This is a genomic window from Paenimyroides ceti (genome assembly GCF_030409925.1).
The window spans coordinates 1-23,316 of the sequence record NZ_JAUFQU010000013.1; the positions used below are offsets into that span (position 1 = coordinate 1).

Genomic DNA, 23,316 nt, shown 5'->3' on the forward strand with positions numbered 1-23,316 from the left:
GTCAGGATTTTGATTTCACAGAAAAGTAAAAGCATTGACCTTACAGGATTTTGAAGAATTGATGGAACAATCCGGCATCTATTTATTGGAAGTTTTTGGCGATTATAAACTGAATCGATACTATGAAAAAGAATCTGACCGTTTAATCATGCTTTTTAAATAAATGATAACAATATACAGTATTCCGCTTATCGCGGTACTTTTAGGGTATGTATTAGCTGTTGTAATAAAACCGGCTAACAGACGAAATATTAAATTGCTGCTGGCTTTCAGCGGTTCTTTCTTATTGACACTTACCGTGACACATCTGTTACCTGAAATCTACTATCATGAAATTAAAAAAACAATTCAGATAACAGATCATCATGCAGCACACTCAGAAACAGTTTCTCAGGAAGCGCATATACACACCGAATCAGCTGTTCAACATACTGCTGATGAACACGACCATCACGATCATGGTTCTATGAAAAAGATCGGATTATTTCTCATGCTCGGAATTGTATTTCAGATTCTTTTAGAGTTTTTCTCCAAAGGGGCTGAACATGGACATGTACACGTTCATGAAAAGTTTAAAAAAATACCCTGGGCATTATTTCTTAGTTTGTGTCTGCATGCCTTACTGGAAGGAATGCCGTTGAGCCATCACCATAATCTGGCGTATGGAATTGCCATTCACCATTTCCCTATAGCGATCATTCTCACTCTGTTTTTCTTACAGGCAGAAATGGCTAAGAAAGCGATCTTCTTTTTTATGATTTGCTTTGCGTTTATGACTCCTTTAGGAACTTTTGCCTCACAGCATTTGTCTTTCCTATCTGATTATTACACAGAGATATCAGCTGTTGTCGTAGGAATTTTATTCCACATTTCTTCGACTATTATTTTTGAAAGCAGTGAAGGACATAAGTTCAACCTTGCCAAACTCATCGCCATCATAACGGGTATTGTACTTGCTTATTTTATATAAAAAAAACTCTGATCTTTTGATCAGAGTTTTTTTTTAAAGACTATTTTTTATATACCTTCAATGCTGCTTCTATAATACGGGCAGATGTTATAAGATCTTCTTTCTTCAATACATAGGCAAGACGTACTTCATCCAAACCAACATTCGGAGTTGAATAGAATCCTGAAGCAGGTGCCAGCATTACTGTTTCTCCATTCAAATCAAAAGATTCCAAAAGCCATTTTGCAAAATCATCTGCATTCTCAACAGGCAGTTTGGCAATACAGTAAAAAGCTCCCTTAGGATTTGCCACTGTAACACCTTCAATAGCATTCAATGCATGTACAAGCGTATCTCTTCTGTCTTTATACTCCGTGATGACATCATCAAAATAAGATTGTGGAGTATCTAAAGCTGCTTCAGAAGCTATTTGTGCATAAGTAGGCGGTGATAATCGTGCCTGTGCAAATTTCATTGCTGCTGCCATAAAATCTTTGTTTTTAGACACTACACATCCGATACGGGCACCACACATACTAAAACGTTTGGAAACAGAATCTATCATGATCGCATTTTCAGCGATTTCAGGTTCGTTCATTACTGAAAAATGTTGGTATCCGTCATAAGCAAACTCACGATACACTTCATCAGCAATCAAAAACAAATCATGTTTTTTTACCAATGAAGCCAATTGAGATAACTCTTCTTTAGAATATAAATATCCTGTAGGATTTCCGGGATTACAGATCAGAATAGCTTTTGTTTTATCTGTAATCAATTTTTCAAAATCCGCTATAGGAGGTAAAGCAAAGCCTGTTTCAATTCCTGAAATAACCGGAACTACTTTTACCCCTGATGCCGTTGAAAAACCATTGTAATTGGCATAAAATGGCTCCGGAATAATAATTTCATCACCCTGATCCATTGTACTACCCATGGCAAACATCAAAGCTTCTGATCCTCCCGTAGTAATGATAATATCTTCAGTATTTACAGGTAATCCCTGCTTTTGATAATAAGCAGCCAATTTATTTCTATACGATTCAAAACCCGCAGAATGACTGTATTCAAGAACTTCAATATCGGCATTCTTTACCGCATTTAAAGCAACTTCAGGCGTTTTGATATCGGGTTGACCGATATTAAGATGGTAAACTTTTGTTCCTCTCTTCTTAGCTGCCTCTGCTAAAGGAACAAGCTTACGGATAGGAGACTCAGGCATTTGTTGCCCTTTTTTAGATATTTTCGGCATAATTAATTGATGTTTTTACACAATTGTTACGTATTCAATTTTAAAAAGAAAACTTTCTAAAATTTCAGTTACAAATTTATAAAATTCCTATGGACTTGCAATCATTAATTATTCGTTAAAATACCCACACTACACCTATAAATAAGTATTTTTGTGGAATTTTAATATCTAGTACACTACTAAAATAAAGTATTTTATGAGTAAGATTTTCTCTTTTTTGTCCTCCACTCGTTTGATGGCGGTTTTATTCATTGTTTTTGCAGCCGCAATGGGTATAGCCACATTCATTGAAAACGAATACAATACAGATACTGCACGAATATTAGTATATAACACCAAATGGTTTGAATTTATTATGCTGATATTCGTTTTTAATTTTATCGGTAATATTAAACGCTATCAGCTTCATAAAAAAGAAAAATGGGCAACCCTGATACTGCACCTTTCCTTTATTCTTATCATTGCAGGTGCCTTTATCACAAGATACATCAGCTTTGAAGGTGTAATGCCTATCAGAGAAGGAGAAACAGCATCACAGATTTATTCTGACAGAACATTTCTTACCGTATTGGTCGATGGAGAAATCGATGGAGAAATGAAAAGACTTACTTTTGAAGATCAGCATTTGTTTTCGGGTGCGCTTGAAAAAGACAATCTCATCAGTTCATTTGCCAGCAATCACTTCAAAATCAAAAACGATTTCAACAAGATTCCTTTTGAAGTAGAATTCAAAGAATTTATAATGAACGCTACGGAAGAAATAGTAGAAGATCCCAACGGAAAAAGTTTATTGAAAATCGTAGAATCAGAACACGGAGAACGTCATGAACACTTTATTGAAGAGGGTACTGTAGAAAGCATTCACGGAACTCTGTTTTCCTATAACCAACCTACTAACGGAGCTATCAACATAACCTCAAAAGACGGCAAGTTTTATATCAATACCCCTTTTGAAGGTAATTATATGCGTATGATTGATCAGCATCAGGGTGAAGTGGCAAAAGATACAGAACAGGAATTTAACTTCCGTTCTATGTATAATCTCGGCGGGGCACAATTTGTAGCCGATCATCCGATCACAGGAAAAAAAGTATTAAAATCAAACAACAACTACAAAGATCAGCAAACTGATGATGCTTTGGTATTATCGGTACGTACAGATGGTAAAGAACAGGAAGTCGTATTGATGGGAAGTAAAGGTAAAATGGGCGTTCCTCAATCTTTCAAATTAGGACAACTTGAGTTTACTTTAATGTATGGTTCTAAAATATACACCACACCTTTCCAGATAAAACTAAATGATTTTATTGCAGAAAGATATCCCGGAACAGAAAAAAGTTATAAATCTTTTGAGAGCCAGGTAACGGTAATTGCTCCTTCTGAAACATTTGATGCCCGTATTTATATGAACAATGTTTTAGATTACGAAGGCTATCGCTTTTTTCAGGCAATGTTTGATCCGGATGAAAAAGGAACTATTCTATCCGTAAACCACGATTTTTACGGAACATGGACTACATATATTGGTTATACCTTATTATATATTGCGATGTTAGCTATTTTATTTACTAAAAACACGCGTTTTAGCGAATTAAAAAATAAACTGAATAAAGTAAGAAAGAAAAAAGCAGCACTTATGACTTTGCTGCTGCTGCTGATCTCTTTCTCAGGTTTTGCTCAGCATTCACACAACGCTCCAACCCCTGAACAAATTGATTCTTTATTATCAAAGATTAAAATTTCACAGGCACATGCCGATGCTTTTGGAAAAATAATCATACAGGATGCAGGCGGACGTATGAAACCGATCAATACGTTTTCTTCTGAATTATTAAGAAAAGTAAGTAAAGCAGACCATTACAAAGACTTTGACTCTGATCAGGTTATGCTGTCAATGGTTCAATACCCTACGCTCTGGTATAATGTACCGATCATTAATCTTAAAAAAGGGAATGACAGTCTCCGAAAGGTAATCGGAGTTCCTGTAGATGCAAAATTTGCGTCATTAATCAATTTCTTTGATGAAAAAGGAAATTATAAATTAGGCAAATATTTAGATGAAGCCAATCACGCTGCGGTAAAAAATCAATTTCAAAAAGATTTTATTGAAGTAGATAAACGTGTTATATTACTTCATCAGGCACTTTCAGGAAGCATTTTAAAAATATTCCCAATTCCAGGAGACCCTAACAACAAATGGATTTCATATCTTGAATTAAACGATGCCAATCTTAAGGGAATGGATTCACTGTACACCAAAAATGTACTCCCATTATATATTTCTGCATTACTTCAGGCAACTGACAACAATAATTATAAAGGTGCAGACGAATTATTAGAATCGATCAATAACTATCAGCACAAATTCGGAAAAGAGGTAATGCCTTCTGATACGCATATCAAAGCGGAAGTACTATACAACAAATATGATATCTTCAAAAACTTGTTTTCCTTATATATGTATGCTTCCGTATTACTATTTTTGGTCGTTATCATCCGTATATTCAAAGTAAACAGATTTTTAAACATCACTACAAAAGTATTTATTGGCCTCACGGTACTTCTTTTTGTACTACATACCTTAGGTCTTGCAGCCCGTTGGTATATTTCGGGTCACGCACCTTGGTCAGACGCGTATGAATCGATGATCTATGTGAGTTGGGCAACCATGCTGTTCGGATTAATTTTTGGAAGAAAATCCGAACTTACAATTGCTTCCACAGCCTTTGTTGCCGGAATGATATTGATGGTAGCACACTGGAACTGGTTAGACCCGGCCATTGCCAATTTGCAACCGGTATTGGATTCCTACTGGCTTATGATTCACGTAGCCGTTATTGTTGCCAGCTACGGTCCGTTTGCTTTGGGAATGATATTGGGAATAGTAGCATTATTACTCATGATTTTCACTACAAAAGACAATAAATCGAAACTGGATTTGAGCATTAAGGAAATCACTTATATCAACGAAATGGCACTGACAGTGGGCTTAGTTCTGCTCACAATTGGTAACTTCCTTGGCGGACAGTGGGCTAATGAAAGTTGGGGCGTTATTGGGGATGGGATCCTAAAGAAACATGGGCATTGATCAGCATCATGGTCTATGCATTTGTAATACATATGCGTTTTGTTCCGGCATTACGCGGTACATGGATTTACAACTTTTTTTCTATCCTCGCTTTCTATGCTATTTTAATGACCTATTTCGGCGTTAACTTCTATCTGTCCGGATTACACTCTTATGCAAGCGGTGATCAGGTAGTAACGCCATCATTTATATGGTGGTCTGTAGGAAGTATTTTTCTGATAGCCTTTATCGCTTTCTTTAAATACCGAAAATATTATAAAAAATAAAACAATAAAAAAGCTTTCCGAATGGAAAGCTTTTTTATTTGACACCATTAACAATCTCATTGTTACAGATTTTATCTTTTTTCTCAATACTTTAAAATCATAAAAGAGCGTTCTATAGTAATAGAAAAACAGGCATAGAATCTTAACATTATTTTTTAAGATGCATCGTTTCTTGTTTTGTAATTTTATAAAAAAGTAAGAGATGAAATATCTATTAATTATCGGCAGCTTATTCTTATTTAACTGTTACGATGCAAATCAGACAAAGATGAACAAAGACAAAACAAATGATTCAGAAATGGTGTCTAACGAAAACACTATTTACAACTTTAAAGTTGAAGATATTCAGGGAAATACTTTTGATCTGAACTCCTTAAAAGGAAAAAAAGTGATGATCGTCAATACGGCTTCCGAATGCGGACTCACTCCTCAATTTGAACAATTGCAAAGTTTGTATACAGAATACAAAGACAAAAATTTTGTCATCATCGGTTTTCCATCCAATGACTTTATGGGACAGGATCCCGGAAGTAATCAGGAAATCGCTGCTTTTTGTCAGGCCAATTACGGAGTTACATTTCCTATGATGGCTAAAATTAAAGTAAAAGGTAAAGACATACATCCTCTATTTAAATACTTAACAACCAAATCAGAAAATGGTTTAGGTGACTTTACGGTAGAGTGGAATTTTCAGAAATTTTTAATCAATGAAAAAGGTCAGTTAGAAAAAGTAATCAGTCCGAGAACTTTACCGACAGATGCGGAAATTAAAGATTGGATCAAAGCAAAATAATATTTTATCATTTCATTTTACAAGCTTTGTTCGTACCTTTGAGTAACAAATGGTACTTCAAATGATACATCCCGAAATCCCTTTAGCGCAAAGCATTATTCAGATTGCTAAAGCAAAAGGACTCAACACTATAATCATATCACCAGGATCGAGAAATGCCCCATTAACCATAGGGTTTTCTTCCGATCCTTTTTTTAATTGTTATAGTATAGCAGATGAAAGATGTGCTGCTTTTTTGGTTTGGGCATAGCACAACAAACTCTTACCCCGGCCATTTTAGTTTGCACGTCAGGTTCTGCTCTCTTAAATTATTATCCGGCAGTCGCAGAAGCTTTTTACAGCCAGATTCCCTTGATTGTTATTTCTGCTGATCGCCCGACTGATAAAATTGATATCGGAGACGGACAAACGATTCGTCAGCGAAATGTTTATGACAATCACAGCCTGTATAACGCCAACCTTACAGAAGAAGCATCAGCTTCCAATGACTTGCTTATTCAGAATGCCATATCTGTAGCGATCAATAAAAAAGGACCGGTGCACATCAATGCACCATTCGAGGAACCTTTATACAACACTTTAGCAGAAAATACTTACACACCTGCTCTTGTTCATATAGAAAAACCCTCTTTGCCTGCTGTTGATTTTACATCTTTCAAAGAGTTGTGGAACAACACTCCTAAAAAATTAGTTCTCATTGGTGTTGAGAATCCGGGCTTTATGGATGTAGAAATAATTAACCTTCTTGGCAATGACCCTTCAGTGGTTGTAATGACAGAAGTAACTTCCAACCTACATCATCCTAACTTTGTATCTACCATTGACACATTGATTACGTCTTTTAATGAAGATGATTTCAAAAAACTACAACCTGATTTGCTGATCACAACAGGTGGAATGGTGGTTTCAAAGCGCATTAAAGCGTTCCTGAGAAAATATAAACCAAAAGCACATTGGCATGTTGATGAATTGAGAGCTTATGATACTTTTCAGGCGCTCAATGCGCATATTAAAGCAGATCCCAATCTGTTTTTTAAAGCAATGTATGCCTCATCAGAAGAGATTAACAGCCCCTACCAATCCTGGGTACTTACCCTTATGGAAAGCAGAAAAAAAGGACACCAAAAATATTTAGAAAACATCGTTTTCTCTGATTTTAAAGCATTTGATATCATTTGGAAACACCTTCCGGGCCATCTGCAACTGCAAATAAGCAACAGTGCTTCTATCCGTTATGCACAACTTTTTGACACAAAACCCTCAATCCGTGTATTTTGTAACCGTGGAACCAGCGGTATTGACGGAAGTACTTCTACAGCAATAGGAGCTGCTGTGGTGAGTAAAGAGCCTACCGTACTCATTACAGGAGATATTGGTTTTTTATATGACAGCAACGCACTCTGGAACAATTATACGCCAAAGGATTTTAAAATTATTCTCATCAACAATGGTGGCGGTGGTATCTTTAGAATACTTCCGGGTCATCAGGAACAGGCTGTTTTCAATACTTATTTCGAAACCGAGCACCAATTGGATGCTTCGCATCTTGCAAAAATGTTTGGCTATGAATATTATACGGCTACAGATGAGCAAACACTGGAAAAATCACTTTCCAGACTCTTTTCAGAACAAAACGAACGCCCTGCTATATTGGAAATTTTTACTCCCACTAAAATAAATCAGGACATTCTCAAAGAGTATTTTAAAGTTATTTAATATTACCTGAACAAGGATTTTTTCTATCTTTAAATAAAAAATATTTTGTTATGAGTAAAAGAACCGGATTAATTGAAAAATATGCAGCTGACTTAAAAGATAAGTGTGGTGTAACAGCAGATATGGAATTATTGGAAAAAGTAACCATTGGTTGCGGTCCGTCGATCTATAACAAAGATTCATCCGTTGTTTCCGGTTCCAGTAAAGAGGAATTACAAACCGTAAAAAATAATTTTCTCATAAAAAAATTAGGACTCAAAGATGATAAAACTCTGGAAGAAGGTCTGTCTAAAGTTATGGAACAATATGGCCATTCCAACAAAAACAAACATCGGGCAGTTGTTTATTACCTGCTGACAAAACACTTTAAAAAAGAACATATTTATAATAAGAAATAATTTTAAAAGGCTGTTAAACACAGTCTTTTCATCTTCAATATCGCTGTAAAAAATTTTATATGAAAAAAATAGTATTGCCTTTAGTATTTATCACATTGTTTAGCTGTACAGGTCTTCAACAAATAGCAAATCAGATACCGGAATTGTCGTCAGCAACAGGTGCCGGACAAACACAAATCGCAAACGGACTCAAAGAAGCCTTAAAGCAGGGTGTCGATAAACAAGTGAGTAAGCTTACTAAAACAGATGGTTTTTTTGGTAACCCTCTTGTAAAAATAGGATTGCCGCCAGAGCTAGAAAAAGTAGAAAAGGGACTTCGTACAGCAGGCTTGGGCAATCTGGCTGACGAAGGTATAAAAGCACTTAACAGAGCAGCAGAAGATGCTGTAAAAGAAGCAACACCTATTTTTATTAATGCCATAACCAGTATGACCATAGCTGATGCAAGCAACATACTGATGGGCAATAAAAATGCTGCAACTCAATACTTAGAAAAAAACACCAGTACATCTTTGTATACAAAATTTAATCCGGTTATTAAACAATCTTTCAATAAAGTGGGTGCTGATAAAATATGGAAAAATCTTATTAATAATTACAACACCTTACCTATGGTAAAAAAAGTTAATCCAGATCTGACAGATTATGTTACCAAAGAAGCATTAAACGGTGTTTTTATGATGATTGAAAAAGAAGAATTAAACATTCGAAATAATGTTTCTGCCCGATCAACCGATGTATTGAAATCGGTATTTGCACTGCAGGATAAAAAATAAAATTTTAACATTGACTCTCAATATTTTATATTAATTTTATAAGAAATAAAGATTTCATTATTATTTAGGGTTAGTTATGAAATTTTAAAAAAATGGCTGTCTATAGTATAGACAGCCATCATTTTTTATACACTTCTCTGTTCTCTTTCAACGCCTTTTTACAGTACATTCATAGAATCCCATATTGTAAAACGGCAAAAGAAATACACTACGGACACAAAAAACTACTATGAATAACTCCATTAAGAGACATAACTTCTTCTGAGACAATCTCTTTAGTAAAGTGTGTAACATTTTTGCTCTCCTACCTAATTATATAGACAACAGTTAATACACCGGATATTGGCTTAGTGGAATAATTTTACTATCTTTAAAATAAAAAATAAGTTATGGATACACACAAAAAAATATTCTCAGGTAGCGAAATTACTGCTTTGGCAGTTAAAAATATTTTGGAAGAAAACAATGTTGAGTACATTGAAAGAAATGACATTCAGTCCGCCATACGCTCCGGATTCGGTTCGGCAGATCAGGCTGTACACATCTTTGTTTTGGAAAAAGATTTAGAAAAATCACGCATTTTACTGTCTGACTTTGAATTGATCTTTGAAAGTGAGGAAGACGAAGAATAGCAAAGCGCTTAGATAGAAGCAGAACATGTGAAATAATTTTACAATAACAAGAGAAATCAGTAATTTTGAAGCTTGATCTGATATTTACACAATTCAAAAAATATTAATAAAAGTAACAACAATGATTATTAAACCGAGAACCAGAGGTTTTATATGTTTAACTTCACATCCTGAAGGAACATTACAAAACATCAAAAATCAAATCGATTACGTAAAATCAAAAGGGAAAATTAAAAATGGACCGAAAAAAGTATTAGTAATCGGTGCATCAACAGGTTTTGGTATTGCTTCGCGTATCACAGCCGCTTTTGGTTCTGATGCAGCCACTATTGGTGTGTTTTTTGAAAAACCTGCTGCTGAAGGCAAACCGGGAACAGCTGGCTGGTATAATTCTGCTGCTTTTGAAAAAGAAGCACATGCAAGCGGTTTATATGCAAAATCAATCAATGGAGATGCATTCTCTGATGAGATAAAAAAACAAACTATTGATTTAATAAAAAAAGATCTTGGACAGATTGATCTGGTCGTTTACAGTCTGGCTTCACCGCGTAGAACACACCCTAAAACAGGAGTAAATTATGCATCTGTACTAAAACCAATCGGACAACCTTTCACAAATAAGACAGTAGATTTCCATACGGGTGTTGTTTCTGACATCACCATTAATCCTGTAGACAATGATGAAGATATCCAAAACACTATTGCCGTTATGGGGGGTGAAGACTGGAAATTCTGGATGGAAGATTTGAAAGAAGCTGGTGTTTTAGCAGAAGGTGTAAAAACGGTAGCTTATTCTTACATAGGACCTGAACTTACTTATCCAATTTACAGAAACGGTACTATTGGTAAGGCAAAAGATGATTTGGAGGCTACTGTTACAACGATCAATAAGCTGCTAAAAGATTTGAACGGAATTTCTTACGTATCGGTAAACAAGGCATTGGTAACACAATCCAGCTCTGCAATACCGGTAGTGCCATTGTATATTTCTCTTTTATATAAAGTAATGAAACAAAAAGGCATTCACGAAGGTTGTATCGAACAAATGCAGCGTCTGTTTGCAGAATCCCTATACAGTGGTGAAAAAATATCTCTTGATGAAAAAGGCAGAATCCGCATAGATGATCTTGAAATGCGTGAAGATGTACAGAAAGAAGTAGCTGCTTTATGGGAGCAGGCAACAACTCAGGTCAAAAAGTATTGGCAGATACAGTTATTGCACCACAAAGAGGATATTGCGTTCAAAAGCATTTCAAAAAGCAAATGGGAAGACCAAAAACTTGCCGGTGATACGCTGAAGTCCGTCCAGCGTACCGGAACGGCTACGGTTGTATCTGTGGAAAGCAAGAATACCACGGAGCAACCGCCCCTACTGTTCGACCTCACAGGACTACAAAAGGAAGCGAACAAAAAGCTCAACCTCTCTGCCGAAGAAACCCTCAACATTGCCCAAAGCCTCTACGAAAAGAAGTTTATCACATATCCACGTACCGGAAGCAAATACATTCCCGAAGATATGTGGGCTGAAATCCCCGACCTCGTGAGAGCTTTGCAGGACAGGGAAACCTGTAAGCGGGCCGTAGCCAAAATGAAATGGGGACGTTTCAACAAACGTATCGTAAACGATCTGCGGGTAACGGACCACCACGGATTGTTGGTTACAGGCAAAGTACCGTCCGCACTCAACGCAAAGGAAAATGCAGTGTATGATATGATTGCCTTTCGCCTGCTCGAAGCCGTTTCACAAGCCTGTATCAAAGAGCTGACCGATGTTTCTTTGGAAGTGTCGCACTATGATTTTACGCTGAAAGGCTGTAAGATTATCGAAGCTGGCTGGCGTTCTATAAAAGGTACTTTCTCTGACGAAGATACAGAGCCAATACAGGATTTACCCGATTTGAAAAAAGGCGATGAGCTGAAAATCAGGGAAGCTACGGTTTTGGAAAAGAAAACCAAACCGCCTGTGCTGTATACCGAAGCCGGACTTTTATCGGCAATGGAAACCGCAGGCAAGGAAATCGAAAACGAGGAAGAACGGAAAGCCCTGCAAAGCATCGGTATCGGTACGCCTGCCACAAGGGCATCCATCATTGAAACGCTGTTTACCCGTAATTATATCAAAAGGGAAAAGAAATCCTTAATCCCGACGGAAAAAGGACTGCAGGTATACGGATTGGTCAAAGACCAAAAAATTGCAGATGTGGCAATGACCGCCGAATGGGAAGTGGCTTTGCAGAAAATCGAAAACAACGAAGCAGATGCAGGTGCGTTTAAAAAAGAAATGGAGCAATACGCCTCAACCATTACGAATGAACTGTTGCAGACCTCCATTGCCCAAAGCAACCTGCCGAAATTGATCTGTCCAAAATGCAAAAGCCGGCAACTCATTATCCGTGACAGGATTGTCAAATGTCCTGATGAGGTTTGTGATTGGATACAGTTCCGTAACGTGTGCGGGGTACAAATCGGCAATGCCGATATTGAAAACCTCGTCAATAAGGGTAAAACTTCACTTATCAAAGGAATGAAAAGCAAGGCAGGCAAGAAATTCGATGCGTATATCGTGTTGGATGCCGATTGCAAAACTTCCTTTGAGTTTGAAAAGAGAAGGAAGAAATAGTTATCATAGTTTTTGGAAAAACCTATTTGTAATGCACTAATGTCAGACAAACCTATAATAGCACAAAAGGAAATTGAAAACCTGATATATACGGTAAGAGGTAAACAAGTGATGTTGGACAGTGACCTCGCTTCGCTATTTCAAGTGGAAACGAAGAATCTTAACCGAGCTGTAAAACGGAATATTGAGCGGTTTCCGACATCATTCTGCTTTCAACTGACTGAAGATGAGGTCGAAAACTTGAGGTTCCAAATTGGCACCTCAAGTTTGAATTACGGCGGAAGGCGTTATTTGCCCTATGTTTTCAGTGAACAGGGCATAGCTCAATTATCGACTGTACTTCGTTCAGAAACAGCCATAAAGGTCAGCATTGAGATAATGAACGCCTTTGTAGAAATGCGGAAAATCCTTATCGGCAATGCTTCGCTGTTTCATCGTTTGGATAAAATTGAACTGAAACAACTGCAAGCCGACCAAAAATTTGAGGAAATATTTAAGGCTCTGGAAAGCGACAAGCTCCATAGCGAAAAGGGTATCTTTTACAACGGACAGGTTTTTGATGCCTATACCTTTGTATCGGATATTATCCGAAGTGCAAAAACCTCCATTATTCTATTGGATAATTATGTAGACGATACGATACTGACCTTATTGGGAAAACGTAAGGACAATGTAACCGCAAAAATCTACACCAAAAGCATCAGCAGTCAGCTACGGCTGGACCAGCAACGCTACAACAGCCAATATCCTCCGATTCAGATTAAGACGTTCTCCGATGCCCACGACCGATTTTTGATTATTGACGGTGCAGAACTATATCATATCGGAGCTTCGCTCAAAGACCTGGGCAAAAAGTGGTTTGCCTTTTCGAGAATGGATATTGAAGTCGGCAGGATGCTTCAAATATTGAATAACAAATAAACCCTCCGAATTTTCAGAGGGTTTATTTTAGCCCTTAGATGCTTCTAAAGATGCTTTTCTAAACTCTTTTAAAAGTTTCTCCAATTCAAGGGAAGCCTTGCGTGCTCTTGTCCCGGCTGCCTTGTTTCCTTTTTCAGCTTGCAATTCTGCATCAGCTTTCAATGCTTCGTAGCTTGCGTTGATTTTTTCGATCAGTTCGTTCATTATGGCAATAAATTAAAATTTAAAGCACAAAAGTACATTTTTCTGCCTTATTAGGAGATACCAATACGCCAAATCCTGCCTCTCAGCGCCAAACCCTGCCACGTTCACAGCTCCCGTTCTTCCCTTTAATACTTTGGCCGTGACAAATAAAAATGTATCTATTAAAATTGAACAGCAATGAATGCAAAAGTTAAAACATACGATGTCATCTACGCTGACCCTCCTTGGCATTTTAAAGTATGGAGCAAGAAAGGAGCCGGACGAAGTGCGGAAAGCCACTATCCGACCCAAAGCCCCGAATTTTTAAAGGAAATGAATATACAGGCTATTGCCAAGCCTGATTGTGTGCTATTGATGTGGACAACTTTTCCCTGTCTGGAACAGGCACTGGAACTGGGAAAAGCCTGGGGATTTACTTACAAGACGGTTGCATTTACGTGGATAAAAACCAACAAGAACAATGACAGGATTTTTACAGGAATGGGCTATTATACCCGTGCCAATGCGGAAATAGTCCTGTTGTTTACTAAAGGTAAACCACTTGTCCGCCATGCAAAAGACGTTCCGCAGGTGCTTGTATCTCCCCGGAGCAGGCACTCGGAGAAACCGGACGAAATCAGGAAACGTATTGTACGCCTATTTGGAGAAGTGGACAGAGTGGAGCTTTTTGCACGGCAAAGTCCGGCGGAAGATAACAACAATACTTTTGAGGGGTGGGATGTATTCGGCAATGAAGTGGACAACTCCATTGAGATACCGGGATAGGATCTACTGTACGCCAAATCCCGCCTCCCAACGCCAAACCCTGCCACTTCTGCAAAAGCTCTTATCTACCACTATAATTTTAGGCTTTCAGCAAAATTCTAAATAAAATTATAGTATGAATACACAGCAAAAAGACCTGTCTTATTTCAGATTACGGTTGCAAGAACTGCTAAACAGCAGCTTCCCCGAAAAGGCACACGACCAAAAATTTATTGAGCAACGTTCCTCGTGGGCTGCCAGTGCCTATGAGGGAGCATTCCGCTCCGGCAACGCTATTGAGCAATGTGATGAAATAGCTAATTACATCCTCTTTGAAGGTCTGCATTTCTCCAAGTTCGATACGGTTTTTCAAGTGGTATGCAATGAGTTTGATACCCTGATGGCAGACGAAGAACTGCGACCGTTCGCCCTTAAAATGTTTCCTGTCTGTGCCCCTGTTTTTGTAAGATATGAGCTAACCGATGATTTTGCTTACGGCTATGCCTTTGACCTGCTCTACACCGAACTGACCGGAGCAATCGCTATATGGATAGAGGAAAATGGGCTTCAGTAAAAAGCAACATCTTAGGCAGAATATTGATGCCCTGCGGATTGCTTTTACATTGGAAAAGGAGAAACGGCAAGCCACCGCAGACGAAAGACTGTCATTGATGCATTACAGCGGATTTGGCGGTCTTAAATTCGTATTGAACCCCATAGCCAGCAAAACAGACATCAATAATTGGCGGAAAACTGAACACGATTTATTCCCCATTACGCAGGAACTCCACAGGCTGCTCAAAGAAAATTCTGAAGATGAAAAACAGTACCGCCGATATGTGGACAGTATGAAAAGCTCTGTACTGACGGCTTTTTATACGCCTCCACAGGTCATTGATGCGATTTCTGAAACCTTGCGTGAAAGCGGTGTGAATATTCAAAAATTTTTAGAGCCGTCCGCAGGTATCGGCTCGTTTATACAATCCTTTTCCGAAAACCAACAAACCAATGTAACCGCATACGAAAAGGATTTGCTGACAGGCAAAATCCTAAAGCACCTTTATCCCGAAAGCAAAATCCGTGTAAGTGGTTTTGAGGAAATTCCCGAAAAGGAACAAAACAGCTATGATGTTGTTGCCAGCAATATCCCGTTTGGCGATACTTCCGTATTCGATTTGTCCTTTTCCCGAAGTAAAGACCCTGCAAAAGTACAGGCTTCCCGAAACATACATAATTACTTCTTTCTGAAAGGAAATGATATGCTCCGTGAGGGAGGCATACAAGCGTTTATTACCTCGCAAGGTGTTCTCAACAGCCCGAAGAATGAACCCATACGCAGGGCGTTGATGCAGGATAATAATTTGGTTTCGGTTGTAAGATTGCCCAACGACCTTTTTACAGAATATGCAGGTACAGAAGTCGGCAGCGACCTGATTATCCTGCAAAAGAATACAGTGAAACAAAGCCTGACCGAAACGGAAGAGCTGTTTTGCCAAAGCAGACAAACCAAATACGATACACCAAGCAATGCTTTCTTTCAGAACGGTTCAAGGGTCATACATACCGACCGTAAGATTGACACCGATCCTTACGGCAAACCTGCAATAATCTATACACATCAAGGTGGTGCCAGCGGAATTGCCAAAGATTTGAAGCAAATGCTTTCCGAGGATTTTGGAAACCGTTTAGACTTAAACTTATACAAGGGCGAACGGAACGATGAGCCATTGGTACAAACCCCTGTTACACCAACGCCAACGGTTACACCTCCGGTCGCAGATGTACCTCCTGTAATCATTTCCCAAAAGCCACAACCCGAAATCCATCGGGAAAGTCCGCAGGAGCTGAAACAGTTGAGCATTTTCGACCTGTTTGAAAATGTGGGCGAACCTGTAATGGTGGTTGCTCCACCCAAAAGAAGCACACAAGCCAAAAGACAGACTGCTAAAAAAAGAAGAAGTACAACGGCTCGCCAGACCAATCTGTTCGGCAGTGCGATGCAACAACCTTATACACCGCATAAACCGAACGGAACTACGAACGGTACAATTCAAATAAACAGTAAAAAACAGGAAGCTATTGGCGATTTGTTTTCACAAGAAAATGGGAATGACCAAGCGGACACGCCGGTCGTTCCCAATATCGCCATCAACACCATTCCCAAACCTGCTCCGTACAGTGGCGAACTGCAAACGTTCCACCGGAACGACTGCCTTGTCACAGATAACGGTTGGGTGGGTCATCTGCAAGACGTGGATACAGAGGAAGGTACGGCTGTGTTCCACCCCTTGAAACTGTCGTCATTGCAGAAAGCAAGAGCCGAAGCCTATATCGGGGTGCGTGATGTTTATCAACAACTTTATATCAAAGAAGCGGAACTTCAAACAGAACACAAGGAAGAAAGGGAAAATATTAACCGCCTGTACGATGCCTTTGTCAAAAAGTACGGTAATCTCAACGATGCCAAGAACATTGAACTTGTCAAAACGGACAGTGCGGGCAAGGAAATCCGGTACCTGGAGCGTGTCGTTGGCGGTGTGGTACATAAAGCGGACATATTCAGCCGTCCTGTAAGTTTTTCCACCGCCACCATAGCAACCGACAATCCCGAAGAAGCCTTGTCAGCTTCGCTGAACAAAACGGGAAAGGTGGATTTGGACTATATGTCCGAAATCAGCGGTATGCCTGCCGATACGTTGAAAGAAGCTTTACACGGTCGTATTTATTACAATCCACTGCAAAAGGAATACGAAATAGCCGAACGCTGGATTGCTGGCAATGTGGTGGAGAAAGCTCAAGCAATTAAAGCCTACGTTGAGCAAAATCCCGATGATGAGGAAGCAAAACAAAGTCTTACGGTATTGGAGGAAGCCCGACCAAGACGTATCGAATTTGAGGAGCTCGATTTTAATCTGGGCGAACGGTGGATACCTACGGGGATTTATGCCCGGTTTGCCTCGCACCTGTTCGAGGCGGAAGTCCATATACATTATGCTGAAAGTGCGGATGATTTCTCCGTGACCTGTAAACAAAAGAACGTCCATATATGGGATAAATATGCGGTCAAAGCCCAAAGCCGGACGTTTGACGGAATTGCCCTGCTCAAACACGCCCTTGTCAATACCACGCCTGATATTTCCAAAACGGTACAGGTCGATGGCAAAGATGTCAAGGTGCGGGATATGGAAGCCATACAGATGGCGAACACCAAGATTGACGAAATCCGTATCGCCTTTACCGAGTGGCTTTACGCCCAGAACGATGAATTCAAAACACGGCTGACCGACCGATACAACAATACCTTTAACTGTTTCGTCCGACCGGACTATGACGGCTCCCATCAGGAATTTCCGGGATTAGACCGCAAGGGTTTAGGGATTGAAGACCTGTACAGTAGCCAAAAGGATGCCGTATGGATGATAAAGCTCAACAACGGTGCTATCTGCGACCACGAAGTAGGTGCAGGAAAGACGTTGATAATGTGTACAGGGGCACAGGAAATGAAGCGTTTGGGATTAGCCCACAAACCGATGATTATCGGGTTGAAAGCCAATATACCCGAAATAGCCGAAGCCTACCGCACCGCTTATCCCCACGCAAAAATCCTCTATCCCGGCATTGATGATTTTACGCCCGAAAAACGCCAGCGGATTTTCGGGGACATCAAAAATAATGATTGGGATTGCGTAATCCTCACGCACGACCAGTTCGGAATGATACCCCAGTCGTCCGAAATACAAAAGGACATCCTGCAAGCAGAGTTGGACACTGTAGAGGAAAACCTTGATGTTATGCGAAGCCAGGGCGATGAAGTAACCAGATGGATGCTAAAAGGAGCGGAAAAACAAAAGGAAAACCTCGAAGTAAAACTGAAAACGTTACAACACGATATTGAAAACCGCAAAGATGATGTAGTGGATTTTAAGATGATGGGCATAGACCACTTGTTTGTGGACGAAAGCCACCAGTTCAAGAACCTTATGTTCCAAACAAGGCATTCGAGGGTTGCCGGATTGGGCAATCAAGAGGGAAGCCAAAAGGCAATGAACCTGCTCTTCGCTATCCGTACCATACAGGAACGCATTGATGCAGATATGGGAGCAACTTTCCTTTCGGGTACAACTATCAGTAATTCGCTTACCGAACTGTACCTGCTCTTTAAATACCTGCGACCACGGGCATTGGCAAAACAGGGCATCAACTCCTTTGATGCGTGGGCGGCGATTTATGCGAAGAAAACAACCGATTATGAATTTTCGGTGGCTAACAATATCGTGGCAAAAGAACGTTTCCGCTACTTTATCAAAGTGCCGGAGCTTGCCCAGTTCTACTCCGAAATCACGGACTACCGTACTGCCGAAATGATTGGCATCGACCGCCCCGAAAAGAACGAGATATTTTATAACATACCACCCACGCCCGATCAGGAAGATTTTATCCAAAGTCTGATGCAGTTTGCCGAAACAGGCAAGGGCGAATTGTTGGGCAGAGCACCGTTATCCCAAAGGGAGGAAAAAGCAAAGATGCTTATCGCTACGGACTACGCCCGCAAGATGTCGCTCGATATGCGGATGGTAAGCCCACATTACGAAGACCACTCCGACAACAAGGCTACGCACTGTGCCAATAATATCGCCAAGTATTACAACAAATTCAATGCACAGAAAGGAACGCAGTTCGTTTTTTCGGATTTGGGAACGTACAAACCTAACCAATGGAACATCTATTCCGAAATCAAACGCAAGCTCGTGGAAGACCACGGCATACCTGCACACGAAATCCGCTTTATACAGGAAGCAAAAAACGACAAGCAACGCAAGGCACTCATCAAGGGAATGAACGACGGTACCATCCGTGTGCTGTTCGGCTCAACGAGTATGTTAGGTACAGGCGTAAACGCACAGAAAAGGGCTGTTGTCGTGCATCATCTGGATACGCCGTGGCGACCGTCCGACCTTGCACAAAGGGACGGTCGGGCTATCCGAAAAGGTAATGAAATCGCTAAACATTTTAACAACAACAAAGTGGACGTCATCATATACGCAGTAGAAAAATCGTTGGACAGCTACAAGTTCAACCTGCTGTACAACAAACAGCTATTCATCAACCAACTAAAATCCAACAATCTTGGCAAACGGACGATTGACGAGGGCAGTATGGACGAAAAATCGGGAATGAACTTTTCGGAGTACGTGGCTATCCTGATGGGAAACACCGACCTGCTGGACAAAGCTAAAATAGAAAAGCAGATTGCCGGACTGGAAAGCGAACGCCAATCGTTCTACCGCTCCAAATCAGGTGCGAAATATAAATTGGGAGAATATACGGCAGAACTGGAAAAAGCCCAGTCCCGCTTTGACCGTATGAGTCTTGATTGGAACAACCTGCAAGGGCGTATCCAAAAACGGTCTGACGGCACTGTTGCCAACCTTATTAAATTGGAGGGCTTATCGCCCAATGCGGACACCAAACAAATCGGTGCAAAGCTGGGTCAGCTTGCGGATAAATCCCGCACAGGCGGGGATTATGAAGAAATCGGCAGTCTTTACGGTTTTCAGCTTTTGGTCAAAACGGAAATGTCGCAAAAAGAGGGCGTGGATATTCGGGTAAACCGTTTTTTGATACAAGGTGAGGGCAATATCAAATACACCTATAACAACGGTATCATCGCCAAAGATGAGAAACTGGCATCTATGAATTTCCTCAATGCATTGGAAAAGCTACCTGTCTATATTGAGCAGGAGCAAAAGAAAATTACTGAAATACAAAAAGATGTACCTGTTCTTCAGGAAGTGCTGAATGGTACGTGGAGCAAAGAACACCGGTTGAGTGAACTCAAAACGGAGCTGGCTTCCGTGGAGCGGAAGATACAGCTGTCTATGACAAAAGCGAAAGAAGAACCCGAAGAACAAGCGGAAAAGCATACAGAAACTCCAAAGGTGTCTGAAAGTATCGTTCGGACTAAAAGTGTACATATCCCACGGGGAGTACTGTAATTGTGTTCATTATCTTTCGTCCTGTTCGTCCATTTTCTTTATCAGGGCATCCCGCAGACTATCAAGGAATTTAGTTTGGTTTATTTTTCGGGATTTTAGTTCCATAAATGTATGATAGAAATCGCCCAAGTCAATATTAAGGGTGCTTTCAAATGTTTTGGCAATCAATCTTATGTCTGCATTTCCATTATTGAATACACCGTGGGAATTCAGGGCATAAATCAGTTCGGTCAATGCCGTTTTACTTCCTGTCCAATTGAGCGAAGAGTTATCAAACGCTTTTTCCTGATTGCTATTGAGCTGGTCTTCAAGGTAAACCTGTATCAAATCATTGGCGATTATTTTGGCGACTTTATAATCATGAGAAGTACAAAAACGGTGGTCTGCTTCAAAATAAAACGTATCCAACCACAACCTTATATCGTGTTTTCCACGTACAAAGAAATTCTCATCGAGAAAAGAGTTGCCACTACGGTAATACTTGTAAAAATCAATATTGTTGTCAAAGAACTTTTTGAGTTTTTTCTGTTCCTTGTTAAGGTATTTCTTTACTTGCTTCTCTCCATAAGGTTTTTTTGTCTCTATTTTATAGATAGCGTTATAGTAAATGAGTTTTGCAACAATGACTGGTTTTTGATATTTGAAAAAGTGGATCTCTCCATCTATACTTTCAAAGCCATTTTTTAGTATATATTCCTTTATTTCCGAAAGTATCGATAATATCAATTCAATAATAACTTCATACAAAGCTATGGAACCATCCAGTTCAAGAGACACCTCTTTTATTTCATTTTCTAGTTTCTTTATTATAACTGGGTATGGCCGAGACATACAGGAGATTTTTCACTTTTCCGTATTTATGCCGATAAAAACAACCGCCCGGCAGCGTATTCAAAAGACAATGTACCTTATACCCCAAAACACTTCTTGCCAATTTCTGTTGGCGGCGTAGAAGAAAATGATTTTACACTGGTTTTTGGTTTTCCGGGACGTACTCAGGAATATCTTCCTTCCTATGCCGTAGAGCAGATTATTAATGATCTGAATCCTGCAAAAATAGAAATCCGCGATGCTTCCTTAAAAGTAGCAGACAGCTATATGCGTCAGGACGCGGCTATCAAAATTCAATATGCATCTAAATATGCAAGCATTGCCAATGCATGGAAAAAATGGATTGGTGAAATCCAGGGATTAAAAAAATCGGATGCTGTAAAAGTAAAACAGGCTTTTGAAAAAGATTTCACTGCGCGTGCTGCTGCAAAAAACAAACAAAAGGAATACGGAACGCTATTGCCGGAATTCGAAAAACTATATAAGGAAATCACACCTTATGCTCTTGCAAGAGATTATTTTCAGGAAGTTGCCTTACGAAACAATGAGCTGCTACAGGTAGGATTTCAACTTTACCAGCTTGAAAATGTTTACAAAAACCGGGGCGAACAATCTTTTAACGATCGAAAAGCGAATCTGATCTCTTCTTTAGAAACACTTTATAAAGATCTGAATACCGATGTAGATAAAGGTATTTTTGAAAAAGCGGTTGCTCTTTATGGTAAAAAAGCACCTAAAGAACTTACTCCTGCTTCGATTCAAAACATTAATTATGAACAACTCGCAGAAAAAGTATACAGCACCTCAGCTTTAACAGATTATAATAAATTAAAAGCTTTATTGGACGGAAAGGCAGAAGATGTTATCAAAAAACTCAACAAAGATGCCGGATTTATATTGGCAAAAGAGATGGGAGACAATTACTTTTCAAAGATAGCTCCTGCTTATGATGCCTTAAATGAGCAAATCAATGCTTTGCAGCGTACTTATATGAAAGCGCAGCTCGAACTGTATCCGGAAGCACGAATTTTTCCGGATGCCAACAGTACTTTGCGTCTGACCTATGGAAAAGTAAAAGGATATGAACCAAGAGATGCGGTTTCTTACAGCCATATTACCTATCTGGACGGCGTTATGGAAAAATATGTACCCGGAGATTATGAATTTGATGTTCCTCAAAAACTAATGGATTTATACAATGCAAAAGATTTTGGAATTTATGCAGATAAAAATGGTAAACTGCCTGTAAACTTTATCGGTACCAATCATACTACGGGTGGTAACTCAGGTTCTCCTGCCATTGATGCCTATGGAAATCTTATCGGCTTGAATTTTGACCGCGTATGGGAAGGAACGATGAGTGATATTTATTACGATCCGGAGATTTGCAGAAACATTATGGTAGACAGCAGATATATTTTATTCATCATTGACAAGTTTGCCGACGCAAAACATCTGATTGATGAAATAAAAATCGTAAATCCGAAACAAAAAACCAAAACAAAGCGTTAACAATCAATATGTTAATCTTTTTTAAAAAAAATATCACATTTTTATCATCGAATCAAAAATTTCATATCTTTGTTTCGAATTAATAATTAACTTTTATAATTAAAAAAATGAAAAAAATCGCATTAAGCTTAGCATTCGTTGCTTCATTAGCATTCGTATCTTGTAAAGAAACTAACAAAGAAGCAGCAGTTGAAGAAACTCCAGCAGTTGAAACTCCAGCAGTTGAAGAAGCTCCAGCAGTTGAGGAAGCTCCAGCAGTTGAAACTCCAGCTACTGAAACTCCAGCTACTGAGACTCCAGCTAACGAAACAGCTCCAGCTACTCCAGCTAACTAATTTTTAGCTTTGGAAATAAAATCAGCCTCGCATTGCGGGGCTTTTTTTATTTCGTTATTTTTGTTTCTGACACTGCTGTGATTTTATCTTACTGAAATCTATATTATATTTGTATAAACTAAAATACACCCCTAAAAAAATGTCTGCTAAAGTAAAAACGCCGAAAGAAGTAAAAGAAACCCCTTAATGAAACAGTACAACGAGATTAAAAATAAGTATCCCGATGCGTGCTTGCTTTTCAGAGTAGGTGACTTTTATGAAACATTTGGTGAGGATGCAGTGC

The 23,316-nt window shown here is 39.3% G+C and carries 17 protein-coding genes and 4 pseudogenes; 18 read left to right on the forward strand and 3 right to left on the reverse strand.

Annotation, left to right across the window (positions count from 1 at the left end; translation table 11 throughout):
* Positions 1-13: 13 nt before the first annotated feature.
* Together QW060_RS18420 and QW060_RS18425 are read left to right on the forward strand one after the other, a co-directional pair.
* Positions 14-163: pseudogene (locus QW060_RS18420) on the forward strand (SAM-dependent methyltransferase); the annotation flags it as partial.
* A complete protein-coding gene (locus tag QW060_RS18425; RefSeq protein WP_290364909.1) occupies positions 164-970 on the forward strand; it encodes a ZIP family metal transporter in 807 nt (268 codons plus the stop codon).
* 40 nt (positions 971-1,010) lie between these two features.
* On the opposite strand, the gene QW060_RS18430 is transcribed toward QW060_RS18425, so the two are convergent.
* Positions 1,011-2,201: a pyridoxal phosphate-dependent aminotransferase gene (locus QW060_RS18430; RefSeq protein ID WP_290363759.1), complete on the reverse strand. Its 1,191-nt coding sequence runs from the start codon at positions 2,199-2,201 to the stop codon at positions 1,011-1,013.
* Between the two features lie 235 nt (positions 2,202-2,436).
* Here QW060_RS18430 and ccsA point away from each other — a divergent pair.
* The 9 genes and pseudogenes from ccsA (at position 2,437) to QW060_RS18475 (ending at position 13,411) form a co-directional block, all read left to right on the forward strand.
* A pseudogene (ccsA, locus tag QW060_RS18435) lies at positions 2,437-5,555 on the forward strand (cytochrome c biogenesis protein CcsA).
* Positions 5,556-5,757: 202 nt separating this feature from the next.
* A complete protein-coding gene (locus tag QW060_RS18440; RefSeq protein ID WP_290363761.1) occupies positions 5,758-6,348 on the forward strand; it encodes a glutathione peroxidase in 591 nt (196 codons plus the stop codon).
* Between the two features lie 61 nt (positions 6,349-6,409).
* Positions 6,410-8,064: pseudogene (menD, locus tag QW060_RS18445) on the forward strand (2-succinyl-5-enolpyruvyl-6-hydroxy-3-cyclohexene-1-carboxylic-acid synthase).
* A 50-nt stretch (positions 8,065-8,114) separates the two neighbouring features.
* On the forward strand, positions 8,115-8,462 hold the full coding sequence (locus QW060_RS18450) for a DUF2853 family protein (RefSeq protein ID WP_290363762.1): 348 nt from the start codon (positions 8,115-8,117) through the stop codon (positions 8,460-8,462).
* Between the two features lie 59 nt (positions 8,463-8,521).
* Positions 8,522-9,238 (forward strand): DUF4197 domain-containing protein, encoded by a 717-nt coding sequence (locus QW060_RS18455; RefSeq protein ID WP_290363763.1) that lies wholly within the window; start codon positions 8,522-8,524, stop codon positions 9,236-9,238.
* Positions 9,239-9,330: 92 nt separating this feature from the next.
* Entirely contained in the window at positions 9,331-9,471 is a 141-nt protein-coding gene (locus tag QW060_RS18460; RefSeq protein ID WP_290363764.1) for a hypothetical protein, read from the forward strand.
* A 156-nt stretch (positions 9,472-9,627) separates the two neighbouring features.
* Complete coding sequence (locus QW060_RS18465; protein WP_290363765.1) at positions 9,628-9,870, forward strand: putative signal transducing protein; 243 nt, start codon at positions 9,628-9,630, stop codon at positions 9,868-9,870.
* Positions 9,871-9,991: 121 nt separating this feature from the next.
* Positions 9,992-12,490: an enoyl-ACP reductase FabV gene (fabV, locus tag QW060_RS18470; RefSeq protein WP_290364910.1), complete on the forward strand. Its 2,499-nt coding sequence runs from the start codon at positions 9,992-9,994 to the stop codon at positions 12,488-12,490.
* Positions 12,491-12,502: 12 nt separating this feature from the next.
* A complete protein-coding gene (locus tag QW060_RS18475) occupies positions 12,503-13,411 on the forward strand; it encodes an ORF6N domain-containing protein (RefSeq protein ID WP_450091473.1) in 909 nt (302 codons plus the stop codon).
* A gap of 27 nt (positions 13,412-13,438) precedes the next feature.
* On the opposite strand, the gene QW060_RS18480 is transcribed toward QW060_RS18475, so the two are convergent.
* The gene (locus QW060_RS18480) at positions 13,439-13,615 is read right to left on the reverse strand and encodes a histone H1 (protein WP_034727134.1); all 177 of its coding nucleotides are present in this window, start codon (positions 13,613-13,615) and stop codon (positions 13,439-13,441) included.
* A gap of 177 nt (positions 13,616-13,792) precedes the next feature.
* On the opposite strand from QW060_RS18480, the gene QW060_RS18485 reads away from it, so the two are divergent.
* Genes QW060_RS18485 through QW060_RS18500 form a run of 4 tightly spaced genes read left to right on the forward strand, consistent with a single transcriptional unit; the run spans position 13,793 to position 20,355 of the window.
* Positions 13,793-14,380, forward strand: coding sequence for an MT-A70 family methyltransferase (locus QW060_RS18485; RefSeq protein ID WP_290363282.1), 588 nt, complete (start codon positions 13,793-13,795; stop codon positions 14,378-14,380).
* Positions 14,346-14,486 carry a hypothetical protein gene (locus QW060_RS18490; protein ID WP_290363283.1) on the forward strand — a complete coding sequence of 47 codons (141 nt, stop codon included), beginning with the start codon at positions 14,346-14,348 and terminating at the stop codon, positions 14,484-14,486. Before QW060_RS18485 ends, QW060_RS18490 begins: the two co-directional genes overlap by 35 nt.
* A 9-nt stretch (positions 14,487-14,495) precedes the next feature.
* On the forward strand, positions 14,496-14,933 hold the full coding sequence (locus QW060_RS18495) for a DUF1896 domain-containing protein (protein ID WP_290363284.1): 438 nt from the start codon (positions 14,496-14,498) through the stop codon (positions 14,931-14,933).
* On the forward strand, positions 14,920-20,355 hold the full coding sequence (locus QW060_RS18500; RefSeq protein ID WP_290363285.1) for an N-6 DNA methylase: 5,436 nt from the start codon (positions 14,920-14,922) through the stop codon (positions 20,353-20,355). Before QW060_RS18495 ends, QW060_RS18500 begins: the two co-directional genes overlap by 14 nt.
* Before the next feature lie 9 nt (positions 20,356-20,364).
* On the opposite strand, the gene QW060_RS18505 is transcribed toward QW060_RS18500, so the two are convergent.
* Positions 20,365-21,186 (reverse strand): RteC domain-containing protein, encoded by an 822-nt coding sequence (locus tag QW060_RS18505; RefSeq protein ID WP_290364911.1) that lies wholly within the window; start codon positions 21,184-21,186, stop codon positions 20,365-20,367.
* Here QW060_RS18505 and QW060_RS18510 point away from each other — a divergent pair.
* The 3 genes and pseudogenes from QW060_RS18510 to QW060_RS18520 form a co-directional block, all read left to right on the forward strand.
* Positions 21,166-22,698, forward strand: a pseudogene (locus tag QW060_RS18510) (S46 family peptidase); the annotation flags it as partial. The gene QW060_RS18505 and the pseudogene QW060_RS18510 overlap by 21 nt on opposite strands.
* Before the next feature lie 107 nt (positions 22,699-22,805).
* Complete coding sequence (locus QW060_RS18515; RefSeq protein WP_290362161.1) at positions 22,806-23,033, forward strand: hypothetical protein; 228 nt, start codon at positions 22,806-22,808, stop codon at positions 23,031-23,033.
* Positions 23,034-23,219: 186 nt separating this feature from the next.
* On the forward strand, positions 23,220-23,316 hold a 97-nt coding region (locus QW060_RS18520), incomplete at its 3' end, for a MutS N-terminal domain-containing protein (RefSeq protein WP_290364912.1).

Excerpts from the sequence above, each read along its gene's own strand:
- QW060_RS18425 (WP_290364909.1), top strand. The coding sequence starts at position 164 with ATGATAACAATATACAGTATTCCGCTTATCGCGGTACTTTTAGGGTAT.
- QW060_RS18430 (WP_290363759.1), bottom strand. The coding sequence starts at position 2,201 with ATGCCGAAAATATCTAAAAAAGGGCAACAAATGCCTGAGTCTCCTATC.
- QW060_RS18440 (WP_290363761.1), top strand. The coding sequence starts at position 5,758 with ATGAAATATCTATTAATTATCGGCAGCTTATTCTTATTTAACTGTTAC.
- QW060_RS18450 (WP_290363762.1), top strand. The coding sequence starts at position 8,115 with ATGAGTAAAAGAACCGGATTAATTGAAAAATATGCAGCTGACTTAAAA.
- QW060_RS18455 (WP_290363763.1), top strand. The coding sequence starts at position 8,522 with ATGAAAAAAATAGTATTGCCTTTAGTATTTATCACATTGTTTAGCTGT.
- QW060_RS18460 (WP_290363764.1), top strand. The coding sequence starts at position 9,331 with ATGGCTGTCTATAGTATAGACAGCCATCATTTTTTATACACTTCTCTG.
- QW060_RS18465 (WP_290363765.1), top strand. The coding sequence starts at position 9,628 with ATGGATACACACAAAAAAATATTCTCAGGTAGCGAAATTACTGCTTTG.
- fabV (WP_290364910.1), top strand. The coding sequence starts at position 9,992 with ATGATTATTAAACCGAGAACCAGAGGTTTTATATGTTTAACTTCACAT.
- QW060_RS18480 (WP_034727134.1), bottom strand. The coding sequence starts at position 13,615 with ATGAACGAACTGATCGAAAAAATCAACGCAAGCTACGAAGCATTGAAA.
- QW060_RS18485 (WP_290363282.1), top strand. The coding sequence starts at position 13,793 with ATGAATGCAAAAGTTAAAACATACGATGTCATCTACGCTGACCCTCCT.
- QW060_RS18490 (WP_290363283.1), top strand. The coding sequence starts at position 14,346 with ATGAAGTGGACAACTCCATTGAGATACCGGGATAGGATCTACTGTACG.
- QW060_RS18495 (WP_290363284.1), top strand. The coding sequence starts at position 14,496 with ATGAATACACAGCAAAAAGACCTGTCTTATTTCAGATTACGGTTGCAA.
- QW060_RS18500 (WP_290363285.1), top strand. The coding sequence starts at position 14,920 with ATGGGCTTCAGTAAAAAGCAACATCTTAGGCAGAATATTGATGCCCTG.
- QW060_RS18505 (WP_290364911.1), bottom strand. The coding sequence starts at position 21,186 with ATGTCTCGGCCATACCCAGTTATAATAAAGAAACTAGAAAATGAAATA.
- QW060_RS18515 (WP_290362161.1), top strand. The coding sequence starts at position 22,806 with ATGAAAAAAATCGCATTAAGCTTAGCATTCGTTGCTTCATTAGCATTC.